The sequence below is a fragment of the Nitrospira calida genome (genome assembly GCF_976986435.1).
Genome location: NZ_OZ335950.1, coordinates 840,268 through 861,844 on the forward strand (window position 1 = coordinate 840,268; position 21,577 = coordinate 861,844).

Here is a 21,577-nt window from a genome sequence, read left to right on the forward strand (position 1 = left end):
CGGGCTAAAGCAGTTCCTTATGAACCTTGATCGGCACCCGGGTCTTGAGCGCTTCGGCGTAGGCTGTCAGCGCGCGCTGTTGTTTCTGAAACAAGAAATCCTGGTAGATACGTTCGGCAGCCGCCTGGTTCTTGCCCGCGTCCGCCGTCGTTTGCCGCGCGACGAGGGCTTGGGCTTCTGCAAGCTCCTCTGGCGTCAGGGCCACTGCGTCCCGGATGATCATGCGAGCCTTCTCGCCCAGAAGCTCCTTGGTCTGCGCCGCTTCGAAAATCGCTGGCGTCAGGCGGTTGGCGGCCAGGAGCCGGCGGTAAAGGTCCGGATCGAACGCGCCGTTCCGCTGAAACTCCGGACGCTGCAGAATGTCCTCCCGTAAGTCCTCCGGGGCCACCACCAGCCCCATTTCCTTCGCCGCGACCAACCAGAGTCGGTTTTCGATCAATTGCTCCAACACGAACTGCTTGAGCGTCTCTTCCTTGAAATCGCCCTGCACTTTGTCCTTATAAAAGCGATAGGTGTTTTCATAGGCGCGCCGATATTCGTCGCGGGTGATCGTCAGATCGCCGACTGAGGCGACGACATTGCCCTGGGATTCGCCGAATCCCCACCAGCCCATGGTAATGACGAACGCGATCGCCAGGATGCCCATGATCGACTTCAGCAACCAGGGATACTTATGGGCGGCCTCGCGCATCAATTTGATCATGTCCGGTCTCCTCGTCGGCGGTGCGCGGATTCTACTCAGCCCTCGGCACAAAGGCAAGCGGCGGGAATGCGGAGGTCCGCGCGATGGCAGGCAGTGAGGCCGCGACTCAGCCGTGGACTGCTGCTGTCGTCCGTCGGTGGACATTCGTGCGGATCGTCCCTTTGTTTGTGCTGCCTGACCCAATTTGTTATACTTGTCCACTAATTGCGAGGAGGTCAGTTGGCGGAGGAAATCGCCGGGGTCGGTCCGTCGAATGTCGGTGTCTACCCCAAAGCGCATGTCCTCAACCGATTCATTGCGAAGCTGATCGATCTTCTTATCGTCGCTGCTGCGGACAAGGTCGTTTCTCCGGTCGGTTTCCTCGTTGGGCTCGCCTATGTCTTAGTCGCCGATGGGTTCGCCGGGGGACGGAGCGTTGGCAAGCGGTTGATCGGTCTCGAGACGATTGTCCCGCATACGCGTGAGGCGGCCGGCTTCAAGGAATCCATTATCCGCAACCTGCCCTTCGCCGCGGCGCTCTTGCTGTTTCAAATCCCCTATGTGGGATGGGTGGGTTCACTCGCCATTGTGTCCTTCGAAGCGCTGCTCGTGATCGGCAACGACCAGGGACGCCGTCTCGGAGACGAGGTGGCGCGTACCCAGGTGTTGGATGCCGGTCGACTGAATCTGCCCGAATGAACCGACCGGCGGCGTAACCGTGCGGCACGCGAAGGACTAAGAGGAAGGGAGACAAGCTGTGGGATTCTCTGGCGACGTGTTCGGCTGGTTCTCAAACGATCTCGCGATCGACCTGGGCACCGCGACGACTTTGGTGTATGTGCATGGAAAGGGGATCGTGCTGAACGAGCCCTCCGTCGTCGCCGTGGAGAAGAAGAGCGAAAAGGTCCTTGCGGTCGGGGCCGAAGCGAAAAAGATGCTCGGCCGTACCCCCGGCAACATCACCGCCATTCGGCCCATGAAGGAAGGGGTGATCGCCGACTTCGAGATGGCCGAGCAGATGCTCAAGTACTTTATCCGCAAGGCTCACAACCGGAGTGCCTTCGTCAGGCCGAGGATCATCATCGGCGTGCCGTCGCGCATCACCCAGGTAGAACAACGGGCCGTACGGGATTCCGCCGAACTGGCCGGTGCGCGGGAAGTCTATTTGATCGAGGAACCGGTCGCCGCCGCCATCGGCGCCGGTCTCCCCATCACCGAGCCGTCGGGCAACATGGTCGTGGACGTCGGCGGCGGGACGACCGACATCGCCGTGATCTCGCTGGGCGGCATCGTGTACAGCGAGTCGGTGAAAGTGGCCGGCGACCGGATGGACGAAGCGATCATGAATTACATCAAGAAAAAGTACAACCTCCTCATCGGGGAACACATGGCCGAGCGCATCAAAGTGGAGATCGGCTCGGCCTATCCGTTCGAGGAGCGCAAGACGATGATGATCAAGGGACGCGATCTGATCTCTGGCATCCCCCGCACGCTTGTCGTGGACGACGCCGAAATCAGGGAAGCCTTGCAAGAACCGATCGGGACGATCGTCAACGCCATCAAGGTTGCGCTGGAGAATACGCCTCCGGAGCTGGCCGGGGACATCATCGATCGCGGCATCGTGTTGACCGGAGGCGGGTCGCTTTTGAAGGGGATGGACACGCGGTTCCGCGAAGAAACCAATTTGCCCATCATCACTGTGGACGATCCACTGACGTCTGTGGTGTTGGGCGTTGGAAAGATTCTGGACGAACTGGATCTTCTTCGCAAAGTGTCCGTCATGTCCCAGTGCAGCAGCCTCCGTTGAGGTCCCATCCCTAATGTGGATGGCCATTTTTCGTTCGACATACGGCACGAGACGCCTCGCCATCGTTCTGTTCGCCCTTCTGCTCTCCGTTCTTTTTTTGCTCCCCAGCCAGATCCAGATGCTGCTGCACTATGTGGGCGGACCGGTCGGGCAGGTGCTCGGCATGCCGCTGGCGGTCTTTTCGGCGGTGGAGCGGGGCCTGACCGAACTGTGGGATGGTTATATAGCCCTGCAGCACGTGCGCGAGGAGAACAAGGCGCTGTGGAAGGAGATCGAAGAACTGAAGGAACAGAACAGTCAGCTCCGGGAAGCCGCGGCCGCGACGCAGCGCCTGGCGGCGTTGCTGGAATTCAAACAGAAGGCTGCGCCGCAAACCCTGGCTGCCCAAGTGATCGGCAGGGATGCAACCAATTGGTATCGAGCGGTGCTGCTGAACAAGGGTGAAGCTGACGGTGTGAGGCCGGAGATGGGGGTGATCACGCCGGCCGGTGTGGTGGGGCGGGTGGTGAAGACGACGAATTCCTCCTCGGTCGTGCTCCTCATCACCGATCCGAACAACGCCGTCCCCGGTCTCATTCAACGCACCAGGGACGAAGGCATCGTGGAGGGCACCGCCGAAGGAGGAGCCAGACTCAAGTACATTCCGTTGCTCTCGACCGTGCGGGCCGGCGATCGGGTCGTGACGTCGGGGCTGACGGGAGGCTTTCCGCGCGGCCTCATGATCGGCGTCGTCACCAGCATCGAGAAAGAGGAAGGGGCGCTGTTTCAGTCCGCCGAGATTCTTCCCGAAGTGGACGTTTCCAAGTTGGAGGAAGTTCTGGTCATCACGGCTCCATACGGAGACGCGGACGCGAACGTGGAAGGTCTGTTGCCGTCCCGGTCGATCGCCAAGGGCACACCATGAAACCGGTGCTGTACGGAGCGTTTCTCCTGACGCTTGTGCCGATGCAGGCGACGGTCCTCCATCATCTCAGTCTGGGCGGGGTTCGACCAGATCTGGTGCTCGTCTCGGTCTGCCTGATCGGGTTCTTGCGGGGGGAGTTGCAGGGATTTCTGTCCGGTCTGTTGCTCGGATTCGCACAGGATCTGCTCTCCGCCGGAGATCTGTGGCTCAACTTGGTGGCCAAGAGCGGAGTCGGCCTGTTGTCCGGATTGGTCGGGCATCAGGTCGCGCATGTCACCACCGGCGTGGTGTTGGCCGGGCTTTTCATCATTTCTTGCTGCTCGGGTCTGCTCTTTCTGCTTTTGACGCAGACCGGCGATTGGGCTGGCGCGGCGCTGGCGGTCCGCTCGGTTCTTCTTCCGCAGGCCGTGTTCGATGCGCTGGTAGGCGCGGGAGCGTATTGGGCGCTGGAAGAGCGGGTACGAAACCGGTGGGCGCTGGCCGAGTAATCCCAAACGAAGCGTATGGCTTCCATCGGATTTCAAGATGCCGAACTGGTCGAGCTCCAGCGCCGACTGATCATTTTGCGGATTGGCTTGCTCCTGGTGGTGGGGCTGCTGGCGTTGCGGCTCTGGCATTTGCAGATCCGCGAGGGGCCCTACTATCGCGACTTGTCGGAAAATAATCGGACTCGTTCGGTGATTCTGGAGCCGGTCCGTGGGCAAATCTACGATCGAAACGGCGAGCTGCTGGCAAATAATGTGCCGAGTTTCACGCTTTATGTGACGCTGGAGGACGTCGCTGACCGAGAAGCCCTGATCGAGAAGCTTACCTCGCTGCTCGGGCTCGATCCGGATGTGGTGCGCAGGAAACTGGCTGCGAAGAACGGGAAGTTGTTGCCCCGCAAGATCAAGGACCGGCTCAGCCTGCGTGAAGCGGCTGTCATCGAAGCGCACCGTCTCGATCTCCCCGGCGTCATGATTCAGGTCGAATCGCAGCGTAACTATCCGGGCGGGACGGTCGGGGCGCATCTCCTCGGATATGTGGGTGAGATCTCGGCCGAACAGTTGGAACGGGCCGAATTTGAGGAGTTGCATCAGGGTAGCATCATCGGGCAGTACGGGGTTGAAAAGACCTTCGATCGTTTTCTCAGAGGAAGAGCCGGGCAGAAAAGCGTCGAAGTCGATGCGCTGGGTCATGAAAAGCGCAGCGCCGTCGTGAAGAAACCGGAGGCCGGCGACGATCTATACCTTACGATTGATATCCGATTGCAGAAGCTGGCCGAAGATCTGCTGGGAGAAGAAGCCGGCGCCATTGTGGCGCTCGATCCGACCAACGGCGACATCTTGGCCATGGCCAGCCGGCCGGCTTTCGATCCCAATGTCCTGTCGCGGGAGTTGACTCCCAAACAATGGGCGGAAATCGTGCAGGATGAAGGACACCCGCTCACCAACCGGGCCACCCAGGGGCAGTATCCGCCCGGTTCGACCTTCAAGGTCATTATGGCGGCGGCGGCGCTGGAGACGAAGACGGTCAGTCCTTCGACCGCGGTGCGCTGTACCGGCGGCTATCAGTTCGGCAGACGCCTCTACCGCGACTGGAAAGCCGGGGGGCACGGGTTTATCGACCTGGAACGGGCGTTAATCCACTCCTGCGACGTGTACTTCTACACGGTCGGCCAACGAATGGGCATCGACACCATCGCTGACTACGCCAAGCAATTCGGGTTAGGGCAGCTTACCGGGATTGAGTTGCCGTCCGAACGAGTGGGGATCGTTCCCTCCACCGGGTGGAAAGAAAAAGTGAAAGGCGAGCCGTGGCTGCCTGGGGAAACCATCTCCGCCTCCATCGGCCAGGGCTATGTCACGGTGACGCCGATCCAGATGGCCAGCGTAATCGGCACTATCGCCAACAACGGCGTCGCTTACCGGCCACGGCTCGTCCAGGCGATCATGGACCGTGCCACCGGACGCCTGCAAGAGTTGCCGGCCGTCGCGCGTGGCAGAGTGGAAGTGAAACCGCAGACGTTGAAGCTGATTCAGGAAGGGTTGGCTGGGGTGGTGAGGGAAGGAACCGCAACCCGCGCCAGGTCCTCCCTCATCAGCATCGCCGGCAAAACCGGAACCGCGCAGACCGCCGCGCTGCGGACGGGGCCGGAAAAGGACATTCCCAAGAAATTTCGCGACCACGCCTGGTTCGTAGCCTACGCGCCGGTCGAGAAGCCGCGCATCGCGGTGGCGGTCTTGGTGGAGCATATGGGACACGGAGGGTCGGCGGCCGCCCCGTTGGCCAAGGAACTCATCGAGGCGTTCGTGAAATTGCCGCCCAAGGCCCCGCTGGTGGCGCAGGGGCCCAACGCGCCGGCCGCTTCGGCGCCGGGGGAGACGCCATGATCGACCGGGTGATCGACAACCGCGGGTTCGACAGCTTCGACTGGCGTTTTATCGGGCTTGTCTTAGCTATTTTGTCCCTGGGTGTCCTGTCGATTTACAGTGTCACCCATGCCCAGCAGGGTGGCACGCCGTTCTATCTGAAGCAGCTCATGTGGATTGCGCTCGGCAGCGCGGCCTTCGTCGCGATGCTGATCGTCGACTATCACAAAATCGCGCGGCTCGCGTATCCGCTCTATGCGATCGTTCTGGTGCTGCTAGCGGTCGTGCTGGTCATGGGGAAAACCAGCCGGGGCGCGCAGCGCTGGATTCCGATCGGCCCGTTTGCGTTCCAGCCCTCCGAGTTCGCCAAGTTGGTGTTGATCCTCGTGCTCGCGCATTATTATTCGAGCGCGCCGCGCATCGGCTGGCTGCAACGCGTCGTCCTGCCCGGATTGATCATGCTTCCGGGCTTGCTGTTGATTCTGAAACAGCCGGATTTGGGCAGTGGACTGAGTTTCCTGGCGGTCTACGCCGCGATGCTGCTGATGGTCGGGATGCGGTCCCAGGCGATCGGAATCATCCTGCTGTTTTCGCTTATGCTCTTTCCGTTCGTCTGGGAACTGCTGTGGGGCTCGCTGCATGAGTATCAACGACACCGGATTATGGCCTTCGTCGACCCAGAGTACGATCCGGGCGGGAAAGGCTATCATGCGCTGCAGTCGCGTATTGCGATCGGATCGGGTGAGTTGTTGGGCAAGGGGCTGTACGGAGGCACCCAAAGCCAGCTTAAGTTTCTGCCGGAGGGGCACACGGACTTCGTGTTCGCGGTATTCGCGGAAGAATGGGGGTTCCTCGGCGTCCTGCTGCTGCTGGCCCTCTTCGTGGGGCTGATTTGGCTCTCGCTGGAGATCGCTTCGCGCGCTAAGGATATCCTCGGCGCGCTGCTGGCCGCCGGCGTCATCGCGATGCTGTGCTTTTGCGTCGTCGTCAACATCGGCATGACTGCCGGGATGTTCCCCATCGTCGGCATCCCCCTGCCCTTGATGAGTTACGGTGGAAGCGCCACAATCGCGACGATGGCTGCCCTGGGGCTTCTCCTGAATATCAAGCGCCGCCGATTGACGTTGTTTTACTGATTGACGGCGAAGAGATGCGGGGCCGGCCGCATTGGCGGCCGTGATCCCGGTACAATCAACCTTCTACATGTGGCCGAACGCATCGTCGGAATTCTTACGGGAGTGTCCAACCGGGAACCTGGGTCCGCGCGCCCGCGTCCGTGGTTGACGGACCATCCGTCCACGATGTGTCGGTCGGGGAGCTGAGATGGGAATGGAAATCGCGATTTCCGTCGCGCGAGAAGAAACCCGCGTGGCGGTGCTCGATAACGGACTGGTCACCGATCTGTACAGTGATCGGGCCAAAGACAAGGACTTTGTCGGCAATATCTACAAAGGGCGCGTCGCCAAGGTCTTGCCGGGCATGCAGGCGGCGTTTGTCGACATCGGCATGGAAAAGGCGGCCTTTATGCATGTCTCCGATCTCTCGACCGATACGGAACCTGGCGACACCTTGATGGACAGCGAGGACGACGACAAAGGGGCGGAACTGCCCCGACCCCGGCGCCAGACCTTGAAGCCGATCGAACAGTTACTCAGCGAGGGTCAGGAACTCATGGTCCAAATCTCCAAAGGGCCGATCGGCACCAAGGGGCCGCGCGTCACGACCTATGTGTCCCTTCCCGGACGATATCTGGTATTCATGCCGAACGTCGACCACATCGGTGTATCGCGGCGGATCGCGCGTGACGAGGAGCGGGCCAGGCTGAAAGAGATCATGAAGCGCCTTCGGCAGCCCGGCTATGGCTACATCGTCCGGACGGTGAGCGAAGGGGTAAAAGAGGACGATCTGCGCGCGGACGTCGAATTCTTGCACGTGCTGTGGCAGGACATTCTGAAGAAGCGCGACCAACAGTCCGCTCCTTCGCTGTTGCACTCGGACCTGAATCTGAGCTTCCGGGTGGTGCGCGATCTCTTCAGCAAGAAGGTCGAACGGCTGCTGATCGATTCGAAGGAAGAATACGACGCCATCCGGGACTTCGTGCAGCGATTCTCGCCGGAACAGGTTTCCCGAATTCAATTCTACGACAAAGAAGAGAGCCTCTTCGATTATCTGGGTATCGAGCAGGAGATCACCCGTGCGCTCAGTCGGAAAGTGTGGCTCAAGTCCGGCGGGTACATTGTCATCGACCATACGGAAGCCATGACGGTGATCGATGTCAATACGGGGCGTTTCGTCGGCAAACGCGATCAGGAAGAAACCATCCTCCGAACCAACTTGGAGGCCGTCAAAGAGATTGCGTATCAGATCAAGTTGCGAGGCATTGGCGGGATCATCATTATCGATTTCATTGATATGGAGCGGGAGAAAAACCGTGAGAAAGTCTACCAGGCGCTGGTCGATGCCATGGCGTCGGACAAGGCGCGCACGCGCATCTCCCGCATCTCGGACCTGGGCCTTATCGAGCTGTCGCGGGAACGGGTTCGCGAAGATTTACTGCGGGCGATGTCCGAGCCCTGCCGGTACTGCGAGGGACGGGGCTATACGAAATCGCCCATGACCGTCGCCTACGAGATCTTCCGAGAGATCCGACGCATTGGCGGCCTGGGCGAGGGGCAGAAAGTCGTGGTCGGTGCGCATCCTGCCGTGGCGGATTTGCTCCAGGACGAGGAGCGGCAGGGCATCGAGGAACTGGAACGCCGTCTCTCGACCAAAATCATCGTGACGCCAGACGAGAAGCTCCATCTGGAGCAATACGACATCGTCGTCCTCTGACCCGTTCGGCCAGGCGAGGGCAGTTGTCTTTTGTACCGTTGAATCCGGTGAGCGGTGACAAAGGCGAGGGAGCAGCAAGGGGCGCATGAACGGCATGCACTGCAGGCCTGGCTCGCGTTGCGGGCCGTCAACGGGCTGGGTGAGGCGGCGCTGTTCCGGCTTGTGCAAACGTTCGGTTCGCCTCAGGCAGTCTTGACGGCGACGCTGACGGCGCTGACCGAAGCAGGATGCAGTCCTCGCTTGGCGCAAGCCATTCGGCGAGGACCCGACGCGCGAGCCCGCGAGCGCATCGAATGGGAATTGGACACAATCGATCGGTTGAAGCTGTCCGTGATCACGTGCCTCGACGAGGAATATCCGGCTCGTCTCAAAATGATTCCGGATCCGCCCGCGGTGCTCTATGTCGCCGGAGGGCTGCGACCGTCCGATCAGTATGCGGTGGCGATCGTCGGCGCGCGACGCGCGAGTCAAGCCGGGAGGGCCTTGGCGGAAGAGTTGAGCCGGGACCTGGCGGCGTCCGGGTTTACGATCGTCAGCGGGCTTGCGCGAGGGATCGACGCGGCCGCGCATCGCGGCGCGCTGGCCGCCGGTGGACGGACGTTGGCGGTGCTGGGGTGCGGTGTGGACCGCACCTATCCGCCTGAACACGATACGCTGCGGGAACAGATTGAAGCTCACGGCGCCGTGCTGTCGGAATTGCCGCCGGGTTCACCGCCGCACAGCTACCACTTTCCCCGACGCAACCGGATCATCAGCGGGTTGTGTCTGGGGGTGGTGGTCGCGGAAGCGGCGGTCGAGAGCGGATCGCTTATCACGGCGAGGTTGGCCGCCGATCAAGGCCGCGAAGTATTCGCCGTGCCAGGGTTCGCGAAAGCGGAGAACAGTCGCGGACCGAACGGACTGATCAAGCAAGGCGCCAAATTGGTCGAGTGCGCACAGGACGTGATCGACGAACTCCTGCCGCAGCTTGACGAAGCCTTCAAGCGGCGGGTGAAGGTGGGTACGGCCGAGACGTGCGTATCCTTATTCCGGTTGAGCGGAGACGAGGCGAAGGTTTATGATGCGCTTTCCTACGAGCCGCAACACATGGATGACGTGGTCGTGAAGACCGGTCTCCCTCCTTCGGAGGTCGCCGCGCTTCTTCTGTCGCTGGAACTGAAGCAGCGCATCCGCCAACTGCCCGGGCATTCCTACCTTCGGTTATAATTGAGCCGGACGAAAGATGAGCATGCCCTTGCGATCTGATATAGTTGGAGACGATTGTCGAACGCTCGTTTGTGAAGGAGTGGACGCGTAGATGGCGAAGTCATTGATCATTGTGGAATCGCCGGCGAAGGCCAGGACGATCACGAAGTACCTGGGCCGCGGGTACACCGTCATGGCTTCTGTCGGCCATGTCAAAGACTTGCCGACCAGCAGACTCGGCGTCGATGTCGAACGCGATTTCGAGCCCCAGTACGTCACGATCAAAGGCAAAGCCAAAGTGCTCGCGGAGATCAAGAAGAAGGCGCAGGAAGCCGACAAGGTGTTCCTCGCACCGGACCCCGACCGCGAAGGCGAGGCGATCGCCTGGCACATCGCCCAGGAACTCAACGGCAAAGGGAAGAAGAACAACGGGAAAATCTACCGGGTCCTTTTCAACGAGATCACGGAATCGGCCATCAAGCGCGCGTTGCAGTCGCCTGGTCAGATCGATATGAAACTAGTGCATGCGCAGCAGGCGCGGCGCGTCCTGGATCGGATCGTCGGCTATCAGGGCAGCCAGTTGCTGTGGAAGAAGGTCCGTCGCGGCTTGAGCATGGGACGGGTCCAATCGGTCGCGGTGAAATTGATCTGCGATCGGGAAAAGGAGCGGGAGGCCTTTCGGCCTGAAGAATATTGGTCGATCACGGCCACGCTGGCCGGCAGCCAGCCTCCTCCGTTCGAAGCCAAGCTGCACAGCATCAACGATCAGGAAGCGTCCATCCCTTCCGAGGAGCATGCCCGCCGGATCGTAGAGGACGTGCAGGGAAAAGAGTTCGTCGTCCAGTCCATCGAGCGCAAAGAGAAGCGGCGCAACCCCGTCGCACCTTTCATCACCAGCCGGCTTCAGCAGGAAGCGGCCCGCAAGCTGCACTTCACGCCGAAAAAAACCATGACCTTGGCTCAACAACTCTATGAAGGCGTGGACATCGGCGACGAGGGGCCGACCGGATTGATCACCTACATGCGAACGGATTCGACCAGAATCTCCAACGAGGCGATGGAAGAAGCCAGGCGCCTGATCCGGGAACGGTTCGGTGAGGAATATCTGCCGGCGACGCCCAATGTCTACAAGACGCAGAAGGCTGCGCAAGAGGCGCACGAAGCAATCAGGCCGACGTCTGTCGCGCGCGATCCGGAGTCCGTCAGGCCGTATCTGGAACCCGATCTCTACAATCTGTACAAGCTCATCTGGAATCGATTCGTGGCCTCGCAGATGGTGCCGGCCGTGCTCGATGTCACAAGGGTAGACTGCGCGCCGATCGGGACCCGGGATCGGTACGTCTTCCGGGCGACCGGGACGGTCGTCAAATTTCCGGGCCATACGATCGTCTATATGGAAGGCAGGGACATGGAGGCCCTTAACGGGAATCAAAAGGCCGCCTCCGACGCTGAGGACGAGGCGGAGCGCCAACTCCCGGTTCTGAGCGAAGGTGAACGCCTCCGCCTGGTCGCGCAGGAGGGGCAAAGCGTGCCGGGGATCACGTCGAAGCAGCATTTCACCCAACCGCCCCCGCGCTATAACGAGGCGTTGCTGATCCGTGAACTGGAAGAGAAGGGCATCGGCCGTCCGTCCACGTACGCGAGCATCATTTCCACCATTCAAGAGCGGAAGTACGTGGAGAAGGTTGACGGGCGATTCGTTCCCACGGAAACGGGCAAGACGGTAAACGAATTCCTCCTCAAAGGCTTCCCTGACCTCATCAACGTCGACTTCACGTCGCAAATGGAACAGGAATTGGATCAAGTCGAGGAAGGCGACAAACCGTGGGTCGAGGCAGTGAGGGACTTTTACGGTCCGTTCACGAGGGATATGGAAAAAGCACAGCGCATTCCCGGCCCTAAAGATATTGTCGAGCCGCCGACCGATATCCCGTGCGACAAGTGCGGCCGCATGATGGAAATCAAGTGGGGCCGGAACGGGAAGTTCCTGGCGTGTCCCGGCTACAAAGAGAACCCTCCTTGCAAGAACACCCAGAACTTCGAGAAGTTGCCGGACGGCACCATTAAAGTCGTGCCGAAAGAGGAGATCGCCACCGGGGAAGCCTGCGAAAAGTGCGGCAGTCCGATGGTGGTGAAGAACGGCCGCTTCGGAAAGTTCCTCGCCTGCTCTGCGTATCCGGCCTGCAAGACCACCAAGCCGGTCGCCCTGGGAGTCAAGTGCCCCCAACCGGGTTGCGGCGGCGATCTGGTGCAGAAGCGGACGAAAAAAGGCCGGTCGTTCTACTCCTGCAGCCGCTATCCGCAGTGCGAATTCGCGTTATGGGATCGTCCGGTGAACAAACCTTGCCCAACCTGCAAGGCCCCGTTTCTCGTCGAGAAAGTCAGCAAACAGGCCGGTCGAACCATCCAGTGCCGCAATGAAGAGTGCGGTTATCGGGAGGCCGGATAACGATTTTCATCTGCCCGCCGCTTTCATCCGCCTTTCGCTCTTCGACGTTCTTTTCAATCTGTATCGTCCAGTTTGCCAAGACGGCGAAAAAAGATAATGAAATGCGGTCTCATCGAAGATGAGAATAGTAGTCATTTGTACGTATATCCGCTGTTGACGTAAGCGCGGCGCGGATGGATAATGTTAACGACGAATGACACGCACTTCGCTGCACAGAACTCCAGAGCAATCTTCGGCAAGATATCTTACCTTAACCCCCTGGACCGGAGGAGGTTGTCATGAAGGCGAAGGAAGGCGTCATCAATCTGCTCAACAAGATCCTCACCGCGGATTTGACGGCCATTAATCAGTATTTCGTCCATGCCAAGATGTGCGAGAACTGGGGCTATGAGCGGCTCCATCATCACATCCGGAAGCGCGCGTTCGATGAGATGAAGGATGCGGAAGAGTTGATCGAACACATTCTGTATCTCGAGGGTGTGCCCAACATGCAGCGGCTGGGTACGGTACATGTCGGTGAAACCGTTCCCGAGCAGTTCAAGGCCGATCTGAAAGCCGAACAAGAGATGTTGGCCATCTTGAGCGAAGGCGTGAACCATTGCACCAAGGTCGGAGACTTCACCACGCGCCACATGCTGGAAGATATGGTGAAGGACGTCGACGAGCATATCGATTGGATCGAAACTCAGCAGGAATTGATCAAGCAGGTCGGTTTGGAAAATTACTTGAGCGAACAGATTCGCAAAGAGGAATAGGGCGTCAAAACGTGCAATTGTTTTGGCGGGGAGGCGAGCCATGAAGGCCAAAGAGGGCGTCGTCGACTTTTTGAACAAGGTGGTTACCATGGAACTGACCGCGGTCCATCAATATCTCCTACACGCCTCGCTGTGTGCGAACTGGGGGTATGAACGCCTGCAGCATGAGTTTCACGAATTGGCCAAGGAAGAGTTGGCCCATGCGTCCAAGGTGATTGGCCATATTCTCTACCTTGAAGGCGCTCCAGACGTGCAGAAACTGGGGACTGTCAGTAGCGGCCGGAGCGTTCCGGACTTGTTTCAGGCGGACTTGCGGTTCGAGCAAGATGACGTGACACTCCTGCGCGACGCCATCGCGCATTGCGCGAAGGTCGGGGACTTTACCACGCGGCACCAGCTCGAGGACATGGTCGTCGAGACCGAGAAGCATGTCGACTGGTTCGAGACGCAGCTCCGCGCCATCAAACAGGTCGGACTCGAAAACTACCTGTCCGAGCAGATCAAAAAGTAGCGTTTGTTACGCATCTCGTGTCTTTGCGGAGGGAAGAAAGGCATCTGCCTTATTCGCGCCTTCTAGTCAGGGTGGCGGTGGAAGGCTCACGGATGCCGTGGGAAAAGGCGCCTCAGCCAGGATCGTCCACAGCCACAGAGCGGCGGTTGCGATAACCACCATCCCTAGGGAAGCGATCAGGCTGATCAGGACCATCCAGTCATCGTGTCTCAACGGTTTCTCTCCTTGAAGCGATCCGCAGTTCGACCGCCAGCGCAAACCCGGTGATGGCGTAACCGCAGCTTGCGCACGCCCAAAACGCCCCGGTTGGAGCCAGGCTGAGTTGGCGGCACCGCGGGCACTCGCGAATCTTCATCCGGTACTCCTTCGTTGGCTTAATGACAAACCGTCTCGTGTTCCCGCGGCATCGACGGAACAAGCAGGTTGCCTTGGATCCGTCGGAATTGATCGACCATTTGCGTCACGGCTTCCCCGAACGCGAGAAACTCGTCCGGTTCGAAATGCAGAGTGATCGGCCCGTAAGTCAGATGGAGCCGACCACATCCGCAGACATTCAGCGTTGCCCGGGTGTTGCTTCTAAGCACCTTCTGCATCATGCGTTTTTTCTCCCTTCCTTCTTAGAACGGCGCCAAAGCCGCCGTCCCTTGGTGTTGAAACAGGCGCAGGATTTCGTGACCGCGCTCAGACCACGGCCGTTCAGATCGTGCACCAAATGGAAGCGGAGCAGACCTTCTGGGTCGATGAAGAAAGTCCGGCATCGGGTCGAAGCCTGCCCTAGGACGACCCCATAACTGCGATGAAGCTAGAGCAGGGGATCGACCAGGATAGGAACCTGCAACATGCCGAGCCGACTCAGCTATAGCCGGTGCAATGCCCGGTCCTCGAGCGCGACGGCGAGAAAGTCGGCCCCGTCGGGGGTCACCTTCTCGGCCTGACAACTTACGATGGTCGCTTCGACCAGGTTCAAACGCGGCAAGCAGCACAGGACAACCCAGCGGCCGTACAATGCCGAGGAGTCAAATATTTCAACGCTCCGTTCTGTAACGCCGGCCTCGAAAACGGGGGGCGCGTTGACCGATTCGCGGCACGGACTTCCTTCAACATTCTCGACGCTGTCGGCTCAGGTGGCGCTGCTTCGGCGATTCGGCGGGAAGCGGAATCGTTCGCGCACGACGACGTTGAAGCAAGAGGGCCTGCGAATCGGACTGCACGGAGCGCCCGCCGGATGGAGCCGCCCCGCAATTGATGCACCGCCACGAATCGGTGCGTGCGCAAAAATCTAAAGACCGTTCGGTCACCAGCAGGCCTTGGCATTTCGGACAGGTCATCGCGATCCCTCCTGTATTCCCGTCTCAGGGCTTCGCAACACGATCAATAGCGGTAACCGGTCGGGTCAGGACCGAAACCGCCTCTTGGATTCCAGTCTCCAGCCAGCGGGTCAACGCCGGATGAACGAGCCCCTTGTCGTTCAGCACATAGTCCAATCCGTCGAAGAGTTTCCGATACGGGCCTGCGCCATACAGCCGGTCGGCGATCACGAGCACCCGTCCGGTTTTCGCTTGGGCATCGATCAGGTTTCTGATCTCGGCAACGGCGCGCTCCCGAAGCTCCGGCCAGTCTTCGCGGACCGTGGCCGCCAGAATCGCTCTCAGCTTGACGCAGTGGGGATCGCGCTTGAGCCGCTCGATGTTGGCCTGCATGACCGAGAGCCAGTGCGTGTTGTCCTCATCGCGCTTGTCGCCATGCGCAACGAGGATCACGATCTCCTGCGACGGGTCGCGACTGATTTCCTGAATCCGCTCATGGAGCGCCTCGACAATGCCCGAATCTTCCTCATATCCGCCGAACGTCATGAAAAGCGCCGCGCTCCGAATTTGTGCCGGAGGGGTCGCTTCCCGATCGTGTCCACTGTGTCGGCCCTCGAGCCCTGGTGAATCGGAGAGGCCGAGCAGGTATTCGATGCGGTGTTTCAGATGGTGAACGAGGGCGTACAGGCGCACGAACACGATGCGGCGGATGCCTTGCCGCTCCAATCGCGCGACGGCTTGCTGAATCACGCCGGGATCGCCCATTCCGTACGCCATTTCGATCCGGTAACGGGAGCGCAGCGGCGCGATCGCGCGCTCCACGGCGTCGTTCCAGGGCTGGGTGGCGCCGTGCGGCATAATCACGACGCCGATTTCGTCCGGAGATGCCGACAGAAAGGCATCGGCGGTCTTCTTGATCCACAGCAGCACGTTTGGGTGGGGCAGGAGTTCTTCGGCCGCATAGGCGACGTCCCAGTCACGCAGCTTGTCGCCGAACCAGCGTGTCAGGGCCATCGTTTGATCAAATTTCGGGCCGATCGTAGCCAGGACCAGCAGCGTCTGTCCCTTCTTGGCGGCGGTTTCGACCATCACCTGATCCGCCGCTTTGTTCTTCCGTTCGGCGTCCGGTGCGTCGCGGTCGTAATAAAGCACGGCCGTGGCTTCTCGGAAGGAGAGATACCGCGTCACGTAGGCCAGGCACCGTTCAAGATCCTTGCGCATCGATGCCTCGCCGACCTCGTCGGTTGCCCCGAGTCCAACCAGTAGAAGCCGCTCCTGCTTCGGGTCTCGGCTCAGGGTCATCACGCGATCCAGCAGAATTTGGCGGATCAGGTGGCTCTCGACTATCGGCTTGGCCCACCGGATGGTTCCGGTATGCGCATAGGCAGGGAGGTGAGCAACGACTTTCTTTAAGACAGGGTCAGCGGCGGAGACAAAAAGCGGAATCGCCACGATGTCCGTCGCGCCGCCGCGCTGCAGGTCGGCCAGCGCTCGGCTGAGATAGTCGGAGTATTCGCTTCCCATCCCGTTGTAGTCTCGCCCGACGAAGGCCAGCGCCGCTGGCGCATAGTGTTGCGCAAACTCGTCGAACACGGCCCGGATCTGCTGGTTGCCCAGAAACCCACGGTCGAGGGCGACGACGAGAAAGCCGACCGTCGATCCGGCCATTGCCGGTTCGGATCCCGACAGACACGTGAGCAGGACGCACGCCGTCAAAGCGGTGAGGCGCTGGGCTGATGGGGCCGCCGCCGGCTTTCGGGAGATCGTCGTGTTCCCGAGATCTATCGGCGCTAGAGGCTTCGGCCGCTTGGACATGTTTTGAGATTGCATTTCAATATCAACATAAACCGATGCGGAAGCCGTAACCATGTTCATTTTCCAGATCACCGGGAACACAATCCGGCGGTTATATGAGAAGCCGTCCAGCCGCGGCGATGCTCAGCAGGGACTTCAACGCCCGATAGACGGTTGAGATCGGCGGCTCGCCCGTGTGGAGCGCGGAGGATTCGGACGAAGTCGGCGTGAGAGGCATTGCGATCGGAACTGTTGAGGGGAACAGCCGACGGCGTTTTTGAAGAAATGACTGAAGGCGAACTGATCGCTGAAGCCGAGGGTCTCGGCGATAGAGGAAAGAGTCGCGTTCGACTCCGCGAGCAAGTCGACGGCCCGTTCGAGGCGAACACGTTTCAGATAGTGCGAAAAGGGCATGCCGATGAGAGCCTTGAAAAGATCGGAGCAATACTTGTCCGAGTAGCCGAGAAACCGTGCCAGATCCTTGAGGGTCAGGCCCTCGTGCAGGTTATTCCGGATGAACTCCTGCACGAGATGCGCGACGTCCGGAGGCGCGTGTAATGCGGGGCGATGCCCATGGATCGAAAACGAGTCGCCGGGGACTCGAGAGGAGCTTAATATGGTTTGAGCGTTCGTCGTACAAGACGGCTTGCATGCAGGCCGTTGTGTGGCGTCGGTTCGGTGCATAAGGTCTCTCCGCAGACGGTGGTTGATGGCCTCGGCGGGTTCTTCTTCATGGTCGTCGATAACGCTCCGGTCTACCCGCTTGCAAAGGTCCGCCGGCAGGCCGCCACGGACTTGCCTGACCTAAAAAGGGGCGGGCGGGGGCCCAGGAGGAACAGAGGCGCCCCGCCCGAACGGGTGGGGGGCACAACCCCACCCGGGTGAGCCATCCAGTCTCGATGCCGGCGCTAGCCGTAGGAAGGTTTCCACAAGACCAGGATCAAGTTGCGAACCGGCCATAACTCGCAAGTGCGCCAATGCCGATTCGTGGTCCGACACCTCGACGGCCAGCATCCGGTTTGCCAGCGTGTCAAAGGTATCCGCGAGCGCCAGGATGCGAGAGCCCAGCGGAATGAACTGCCCGCGCAGGCCATAGGGATAGCCGAACCCATCCCAGCGTTCGTGATGGTGCGCGATCAGGAGCGTGGCCTCGCGCAAAAACCGGATCGGCTCCAACAGTTCAGCGCCGGCGCGCGGATGGCTCTGTAACGCCGCGTACTCGTCGCCGGTGAGCGGACCGGCTTTCGAGAGAATGTCGGCCGGAATCGTCAGCAGGCCGATGTCGTGGAGCAGGGCGGCGAAATGAAGATCCCGTAATTCGTCCTGGGAGAGATCGAGCGCCTGTCCGAGCGCGAGGGCACAGCCGGCGGTCCGCTCGCCGTGGCCCTTGTGATGGGGTAAGAGACTCTCGATTCGTCGAACAACGCGCCGTATCCCAACAGCGCGAACGTTCGTCAAAGATCGAGCCGGCAGCCGCACGTGATCAAGCGCATGAAGCTCGTCCACGATAGCGGCGAGATCAGGGTGGCGGCATTGCACGGCAGAACCGGTGCTGTTCATGATCCTTGCTCCTTCACAGAACAGTCCAAAAATAGAAGAGCCCAAGACGACCTTCCCTTTGCCTCTCACGTATGAAGGCAGGGGCGAAGAGGAAATCGCCTTGGGCTCAGGACTCCAGGTCCTCTGGCCTTAGGTTGCGTTGCGCTACCTGCGGACCGCGTTCATGTCGTGACCGTCTTGAGCAGGGCACCGCAGAATGCCGGCGCCCCCTCGATCTCGGCGAACGGTATCGTCACGATTCTCCGGCATCGTTGGCACTTCACCTGGATGCCGTCGGGACCCCATCGGGCCAGAAGCCGGCCGCATAAGCAACGGACCTGGCCGTGGTCCGTGGCGTTCATCCTGCCGCGCTTCGGGATAGAACCCATTTCCTGCACCCCTTCTTTTCCCCTCCTGCGCATGGCCATGAAGGGAAAGGGCAAGGATCAGAACGTCCAGCGGGCGCCGGCCTGCACCATCAATGGCAGGCCCGGGTAGATGCCACGCGTCCGGTCCACCATAAAAAGCTGATCCAATAGGTTTTTCCCGGTGACGAAGAATGTGGTGTTGATCGGCTTCACATACTGGTTGGCTGCCGCGTTCAACACGCACCAGCCGCGAACGATGCCGCGCAGGCCGTTGGGCGTCGGGTTGTGCGTGTTCCGATCGTCGCCGAACATGTCGCTGATGCATTGGGTTTCCACCCGACCGTCGAACCCGACGTTCCTGTTGATGTAGCTCAGTCCTGCCGTGAGCAGGTGCTTGGGGGCATACGGGAGACGGTTCCCGCTCACGCTGAACACTGCGGCTTCGCCTGGGAGAAGCGCGGCTCCGGTAATGGCGCTATTCCGGGTTCCCCTGAACTCTGCATCGGCGACCCAGGTGTAGTTCAGATCGACAATGATGTCTTCGTTCCGATTCTGTCCCGTCACGGCATCTAAGACATCAGCCTTCACGGCGAATTCGATGCCGCGGTGGCGAGTTCGCCCGGCATTGGTCAAGGTCGCGCCGACTCCTCCCGCGACGGACTGCGACACGATCTGATTCTGAAAGTCCATCTGGAAAAAGGTCAGTTCATAGCCCAGCCACTGGACCGGCGTACTCCGCATACCTAGTTCGTAGTTCCAGCTCAACTCGGCGTCCAAATCGACCACCGCGCCGGTTCCGGTGATCGCATCCGAAATCTGCGGCGGCGCGAAGCCCCGGTGGAAACCGGCAAAGAAGGTGTAATTCTTGATCGGCGAATAGGTCGCCCCGATGCCCGGCAGGACTTCGGTGATGGCGGTTTTGCCGAAGGTTTCGCCTGTGGTGGGCAGTTTATTGAATTGCTCGTAGTTCACGTGTTCGATCCGGAAGCCCGGCGTCACCGTGATCTGGTCGGTCACGAAGAACCGGTTTTGGAAAAACAGCGCGTACGCGTCGGTTTTTCGGATATTGTTTTCGCCTAAACACGTTGCGGCCGCCGGACTGGCCAAGCAGGTGGATGAGCCCCCGATTCCGGTGATCTGGTTTAAGAACTGCTTGCGATCGGACTGCTCGTGCATGAATCTGGCGCCGAAGTCGGCTTCGCTGAGGATGCCTAGCAGGCGATGGGTCAGATGAAAGCGGGGCTCGACGCCGTACACCCAATACTCCCGTTCGTTGGTGAAGCGACGCTGTGGATCGGGAACGACCGTAAAAGCTGTAGCTGGCAGGTTGTTGCCGGTGAGACTGCCGCCGATTGGGGTGCCATCGGCCGCCAGTGCCAATTGATTTTGCCGCGACCAGTCGCGCGCGATGTAATGGCCGAAGAAGTTCGTCGTGACGCTCAGGTCGGCATTGAACATGTGCTGGACCGCGACGTGCACGCCCACGCGGCGGAAATCGAAATGATCGTGCGTGAACGGTGTCTGCCGGTCGCCACCGCGCGCCCCCCAATCGGCTTCGGTCAAACCTTGATAGCCGACGCCGGAATCTTCGCGGTAATAATTGAACTTCGCCAGGATGGTGGTCCGAGCAGTGAGTTCTTGGACCGTCTTAAAGGTGAGGTCGTCGATCTTCGCCCGAATGTTGGTGAAGCGAGGGGTATCGCTCTGAAAGTGGGTGTAGTCCACCAGATAGCCGCCCTTACCCCAGGTTCCTCCGTAATCAAAATGCGTATTCAGGTAATTCAGGTTGCCGCCACGGAACTCAAAGTTGCCTTGCGGGGTCAACGGCGGCATGCGCGTGATCAAGTTCATCACGCCGCCGATGTTCTGCGGGCCGTAGAGCAGTTGTCCGCTACCCTTCAGGACCTCGATCCGATCGAAACGGAACACCGGCGGGAAGTAATAGGACGACGGGTCGCCATAGGGCATGAGCATGATCGGGACACCGTCTTCCATGATGTGGACTTTTCGGCTTCTGGTCGGGTCGAGGCCTCGGATGCCGATGTTGGGTCTGATGCCTAATCCTTCTTCATCCCGCACATTCACCCCCGGCACCTCGCGCAAGGCTTCGTTGATCGTGAGGCGATGGTTCTTCCACAAACTTTCCTGCGTGACGACGCGGCCGGAGCCGGGAATATGCTCCAGTGCCTCCGGGGCAGTCCCGATCACCTCGGTGAGGGGGATTCTGAGTGGCTTCTGTTCGGACGCCGGCGCTTCCGGCCCTTGGCCGGTTGTCTCTTGAGAACCAGCAACCTGGCCCGAGGGTTCCTCTGCACTTGCCGACAGAGCAAGCGGCGGAAGTAACAATGCTCCCGCGATGAGGCAAGCGAGAAGTAATGGAACGATTTTGTTTTTAGTTCTTATTCTCAATATCAAAAAACTAAATCGCCCTCGCATATTTAATCCTCCTCCTGGGTTATAGGGTTATTTGGGATTGCGTTACGAACAAGTAGGGGCCGTCGCCGGATACACCGGCGATCGGTTGCGCGTGAACACGCTGAAAATGCAAGGTAGAACTCGGTGTCATTTGAATACGATCTTCTTCAAGCCGTTGGCCGGAAATTCCACGTCGCCGAAATCGGACGAGCCTTTGAAACTGCCGTTCATGGCCAGCACGAATTCACCCGTCTTGCCGTTCGTGAGGCTGATGGAGACGGTCGGCGGCCCGCCGTCGGGAGAGGGTTTGACATCGATCTGCTTGATTGATTCGAATTTGACCTTGATGGTGGCCGCCCCTTTCTTCACCGGGACTTCGCGTAGTTCATGGGGTACAAAGGCTGTTTCGCTCACTTTCTCTTCCCAGTAAAAAATGATGTTCTTGACTTCCGATTCTATCCCCTGAGCATCGGTGACAACCGCAGAAAAGCTTTTCTCCGCCTTGCCCTGGGCCTGAGCCCACACGGTTCCTCCGCTAAGCCAAGCCGAAGCCACAAGCAGTCCTAATAAGGTCAGCAGGAGTCGCTGATCAAAACCTTGCTGTTTCACGTTCATTCTCCTCCAACGCTCTCAAAAAAAGCTCTTTGGTAGTGGGGCCAAAGGTTTATCAAGGAAAAG

Annotated in this window: 20 protein-coding genes; 11 read left to right on the forward strand and 9 right to left on the reverse strand. The window is 59.8% G+C overall.

Annotated features, from left to right (window positions below):
• Nucleotides 1–4 precede the first annotated feature (4 nt).
• Nucleotides 5–703, reverse strand: coding sequence for a SurA N-terminal domain-containing protein (locus tag ACWHTU_RS04245; protein ID WP_447861925.1), 699 nt, complete (start codon nucleotides 701–703; stop codon nucleotides 5–7).
• Between the two features lie 219 nt (nucleotides 704–922).
• On the opposite strand from ACWHTU_RS04245, the gene ACWHTU_RS04250 reads away from it, so the two are divergent.
• The 11 genes from ACWHTU_RS04250 to bfr (ACWHTU_RS04300) all read left to right on the forward strand — a co-directional run bounded on the left by ACWHTU_RS04250 (nucleotide 923) and on the right by bfr (ACWHTU_RS04300) (nucleotide 13,476).
• Nucleotides 923–1,381 carry an RDD family protein gene (locus ACWHTU_RS04250; RefSeq protein ID WP_447861926.1) on the forward strand — a complete coding sequence of 153 codons (459 nt, stop codon included), beginning with the start codon at nucleotides 923–925 and terminating at the stop codon, nucleotides 1,379–1,381.
• Nucleotides 1,382–1,439: 58 nt separating this feature from the next.
• Nucleotides 1,440–2,489 (forward strand): rod shape-determining protein, encoded by a 1,050-nt coding sequence (locus ACWHTU_RS04255; RefSeq protein WP_447861927.1) that lies wholly within the window; start codon nucleotides 1,440–1,442, stop codon nucleotides 2,487–2,489.
• A 13-nt stretch (nucleotides 2,490–2,502) separates the two neighbouring features.
• The gene (mreC, locus tag ACWHTU_RS04260; RefSeq protein ID WP_447861929.1) at nucleotides 2,503–3,393 is read left to right on the forward strand and encodes a rod shape-determining protein MreC; all 891 of its coding nucleotides are present in this window, start codon (nucleotides 2,503–2,505) and stop codon (nucleotides 3,391–3,393) included.
• The gene (locus tag ACWHTU_RS04265; RefSeq protein WP_447861930.1) at nucleotides 3,390–3,881 is read left to right on the forward strand and encodes a hypothetical protein; all 492 of its coding nucleotides are present in this window, start codon (nucleotides 3,390–3,392) and stop codon (nucleotides 3,879–3,881) included. Before mreC ends, ACWHTU_RS04265 begins: the two co-directional genes overlap by 4 nt.
• 15 nt (nucleotides 3,882–3,896) lie before the next feature.
• Nucleotides 3,897–5,765, forward strand: a complete 1,869-nt coding sequence (gene mrdA / locus ACWHTU_RS04270) for a penicillin-binding protein 2 (RefSeq protein ID WP_447861932.1) — start codon at nucleotides 3,897–3,899, stop codon at nucleotides 5,763–5,765.
• Nucleotides 5,762–6,880, forward strand: coding sequence for a rod shape-determining protein RodA (rodA, locus tag ACWHTU_RS04275; RefSeq protein WP_447861934.1), 1,119 nt, complete (start codon nucleotides 5,762–5,764; stop codon nucleotides 6,878–6,880). Before mrdA ends, rodA begins: the two co-directional genes overlap by 4 nt.
• Before the next feature lie 187 nt (nucleotides 6,881–7,067).
• Nucleotides 7,068–8,576 carry an Rne/Rng family ribonuclease gene (locus ACWHTU_RS04280; protein WP_447861936.1) on the forward strand — a complete coding sequence of 503 codons (1,509 nt, stop codon included), beginning with the start codon at nucleotides 7,068–7,070 and terminating at the stop codon, nucleotides 8,574–8,576.
• A gap of 54 nt (nucleotides 8,577–8,630) precedes the next feature.
• A complete protein-coding gene (gene dprA, locus ACWHTU_RS04285; protein WP_447861938.1) occupies nucleotides 8,631–9,782 on the forward strand; it encodes a DNA-processing protein DprA in 1,152 nt (383 codons plus the stop codon).
• A 91-nt stretch (nucleotides 9,783–9,873) separates the two neighbouring features.
• Nucleotides 9,874–12,210 carry a type I DNA topoisomerase gene (topA, locus tag ACWHTU_RS04290; protein WP_447861940.1) on the forward strand — a complete coding sequence of 779 codons (2,337 nt, stop codon included), beginning with the start codon at nucleotides 9,874–9,876 and terminating at the stop codon, nucleotides 12,208–12,210.
• 278 nt (nucleotides 12,211–12,488) lie between these two features.
• Nucleotides 12,489–12,965, forward strand: coding sequence for a bacterioferritin (gene bfr / locus ACWHTU_RS04295; RefSeq protein ID WP_447861942.1), 477 nt, complete (start codon nucleotides 12,489–12,491; stop codon nucleotides 12,963–12,965).
• Nucleotides 12,966–13,005: 40 nt separating this feature from the next.
• Nucleotides 13,006–13,476 carry a bacterioferritin gene (gene bfr / locus ACWHTU_RS04300; protein WP_447861943.1) on the forward strand — a complete coding sequence of 157 codons (471 nt, stop codon included), beginning with the start codon at nucleotides 13,006–13,008 and terminating at the stop codon, nucleotides 13,474–13,476.
• Nucleotides 13,477–13,542: 66 nt separating this feature from the next.
• On the opposite strand, the gene ACWHTU_RS04305 is transcribed toward bfr (ACWHTU_RS04300), so the two are convergent.
• The 8 genes from ACWHTU_RS04305 to ACWHTU_RS04340 form a co-directional block, all read right to left on the reverse strand.
• Nucleotides 13,543–13,689: a hypothetical protein gene (locus tag ACWHTU_RS04305; RefSeq protein ID WP_447861945.1), complete on the reverse strand. Its 147-nt coding sequence runs from the start codon at nucleotides 13,687–13,689 to the stop codon at nucleotides 13,543–13,545.
• Nucleotides 13,690–13,850: 161 nt separating this feature from the next.
• Complete coding sequence (locus ACWHTU_RS04310) at nucleotides 13,851–14,072, reverse strand: hypothetical protein (RefSeq protein WP_447861946.1); 222 nt, start codon at nucleotides 14,070–14,072, stop codon at nucleotides 13,851–13,853.
• Nucleotides 14,073–14,828: 756 nt separating this feature from the next.
• Nucleotides 14,829–16,451: a sirohydrochlorin chelatase gene (locus tag ACWHTU_RS04315; protein WP_447861948.1), complete on the reverse strand. Its 1,623-nt coding sequence runs from the start codon at nucleotides 16,449–16,451 to the stop codon at nucleotides 14,829–14,831.
• A 282-nt stretch (nucleotides 16,452–16,733) separates the two neighbouring features.
• Nucleotides 16,734–17,261 carry a helix-turn-helix domain-containing protein gene (locus ACWHTU_RS04320; RefSeq protein WP_447861950.1) on the reverse strand — a complete coding sequence of 176 codons (528 nt, stop codon included), beginning with the start codon at nucleotides 17,259–17,261 and terminating at the stop codon, nucleotides 16,734–16,736.
• Nucleotides 17,262–17,381: 120 nt separating this feature from the next.
• The gene (locus tag ACWHTU_RS04325; protein WP_447861951.1) at nucleotides 17,382–18,137 is read right to left on the reverse strand and encodes an HD-GYP domain-containing protein; all 756 of its coding nucleotides are present in this window, start codon (nucleotides 18,135–18,137) and stop codon (nucleotides 17,382–17,384) included.
• Nucleotides 18,138–18,298: 161 nt separating this feature from the next.
• On the reverse strand, nucleotides 18,299–18,478 hold the full coding sequence (locus ACWHTU_RS04330) for a hypothetical protein (protein WP_447861953.1): 180 nt from the start codon (nucleotides 18,476–18,478) through the stop codon (nucleotides 18,299–18,301).
• A gap of 84 nt (nucleotides 18,479–18,562) precedes the next feature.
• Complete coding sequence (locus ACWHTU_RS04335) at nucleotides 18,563–20,692, reverse strand: TonB-dependent receptor family protein (protein ID WP_447861954.1); 2,130 nt, start codon at nucleotides 20,690–20,692, stop codon at nucleotides 18,563–18,565.
• Nucleotides 20,693–21,046: 354 nt separating this feature from the next.
• Nucleotides 21,047–21,514, reverse strand: a complete 468-nt coding sequence (locus ACWHTU_RS04340) for a hypothetical protein (RefSeq protein WP_447861955.1) — start codon at nucleotides 21,512–21,514, stop codon at nucleotides 21,047–21,049.
• Nucleotides 21,515–21,577: the final 63 nt, after the last annotated feature.

Excerpts from the sequence above, each read along its gene's own strand:
- ACWHTU_RS04245 (WP_447861925.1), bottom strand. The coding sequence starts at position 703 with ATGATCAAATTGATGCGCGAGGCCGCCCATAAGTATCCCTGGTTGCTG.
- mreC (WP_447861929.1), top strand. The coding sequence starts at position 2,503 with ATGTGGATGGCCATTTTTCGTTCGACATACGGCACGAGACGCCTCGCC.
- ACWHTU_RS04265 (WP_447861930.1), top strand. The coding sequence starts at position 3,390 with ATGAAACCGGTGCTGTACGGAGCGTTTCTCCTGACGCTTGTGCCGATG.
- mrdA (WP_447861932.1), top strand. The coding sequence starts at position 3,897 with ATGGCTTCCATCGGATTTCAAGATGCCGAACTGGTCGAGCTCCAGCGC.
- rodA (WP_447861934.1), top strand. The coding sequence starts at position 5,762 with ATGATCGACCGGGTGATCGACAACCGCGGGTTCGACAGCTTCGACTGG.
- ACWHTU_RS04280 (WP_447861936.1), top strand. The coding sequence starts at position 7,068 with ATGGGAATGGAAATCGCGATTTCCGTCGCGCGAGAAGAAACCCGCGTG.
- topA (WP_447861940.1), top strand. The coding sequence starts at position 9,874 with ATGGCGAAGTCATTGATCATTGTGGAATCGCCGGCGAAGGCCAGGACG.
- bfr (WP_447861942.1), top strand. The coding sequence starts at position 12,489 with ATGAAGGCGAAGGAAGGCGTCATCAATCTGCTCAACAAGATCCTCACC.
- bfr (WP_447861943.1), top strand. The coding sequence starts at position 13,006 with ATGAAGGCCAAAGAGGGCGTCGTCGACTTTTTGAACAAGGTGGTTACC.
- ACWHTU_RS04310 (WP_447861946.1), bottom strand. The coding sequence starts at position 14,072 with ATGATGCAGAAGGTGCTTAGAAGCAACACCCGGGCAACGCTGAATGTC.
- ACWHTU_RS04315 (WP_447861948.1), bottom strand. The coding sequence starts at position 16,451 with ATGGCCGGATCGACGGTCGGCTTTCTCGTCGTCGCCCTCGACCGTGGG.
- ACWHTU_RS04320 (WP_447861950.1), bottom strand. The coding sequence starts at position 17,261 with ATGCACCGAACCGACGCCACACAACGGCCTGCATGCAAGCCGTCTTGT.
- ACWHTU_RS04325 (WP_447861951.1), bottom strand. The coding sequence starts at position 18,137 with ATGAACAGCACCGGTTCTGCCGTGCAATGCCGCCACCCTGATCTCGCC.
- ACWHTU_RS04330 (WP_447861953.1), bottom strand. The coding sequence starts at position 18,478 with ATGAACGCCACGGACCACGGCCAGGTCCGTTGCTTATGCGGCCGGCTT.
- ACWHTU_RS04340 (WP_447861955.1), bottom strand. The coding sequence starts at position 21,514 with ATGAACGTGAAACAGCAAGGTTTTGATCAGCGACTCCTGCTGACCTTA.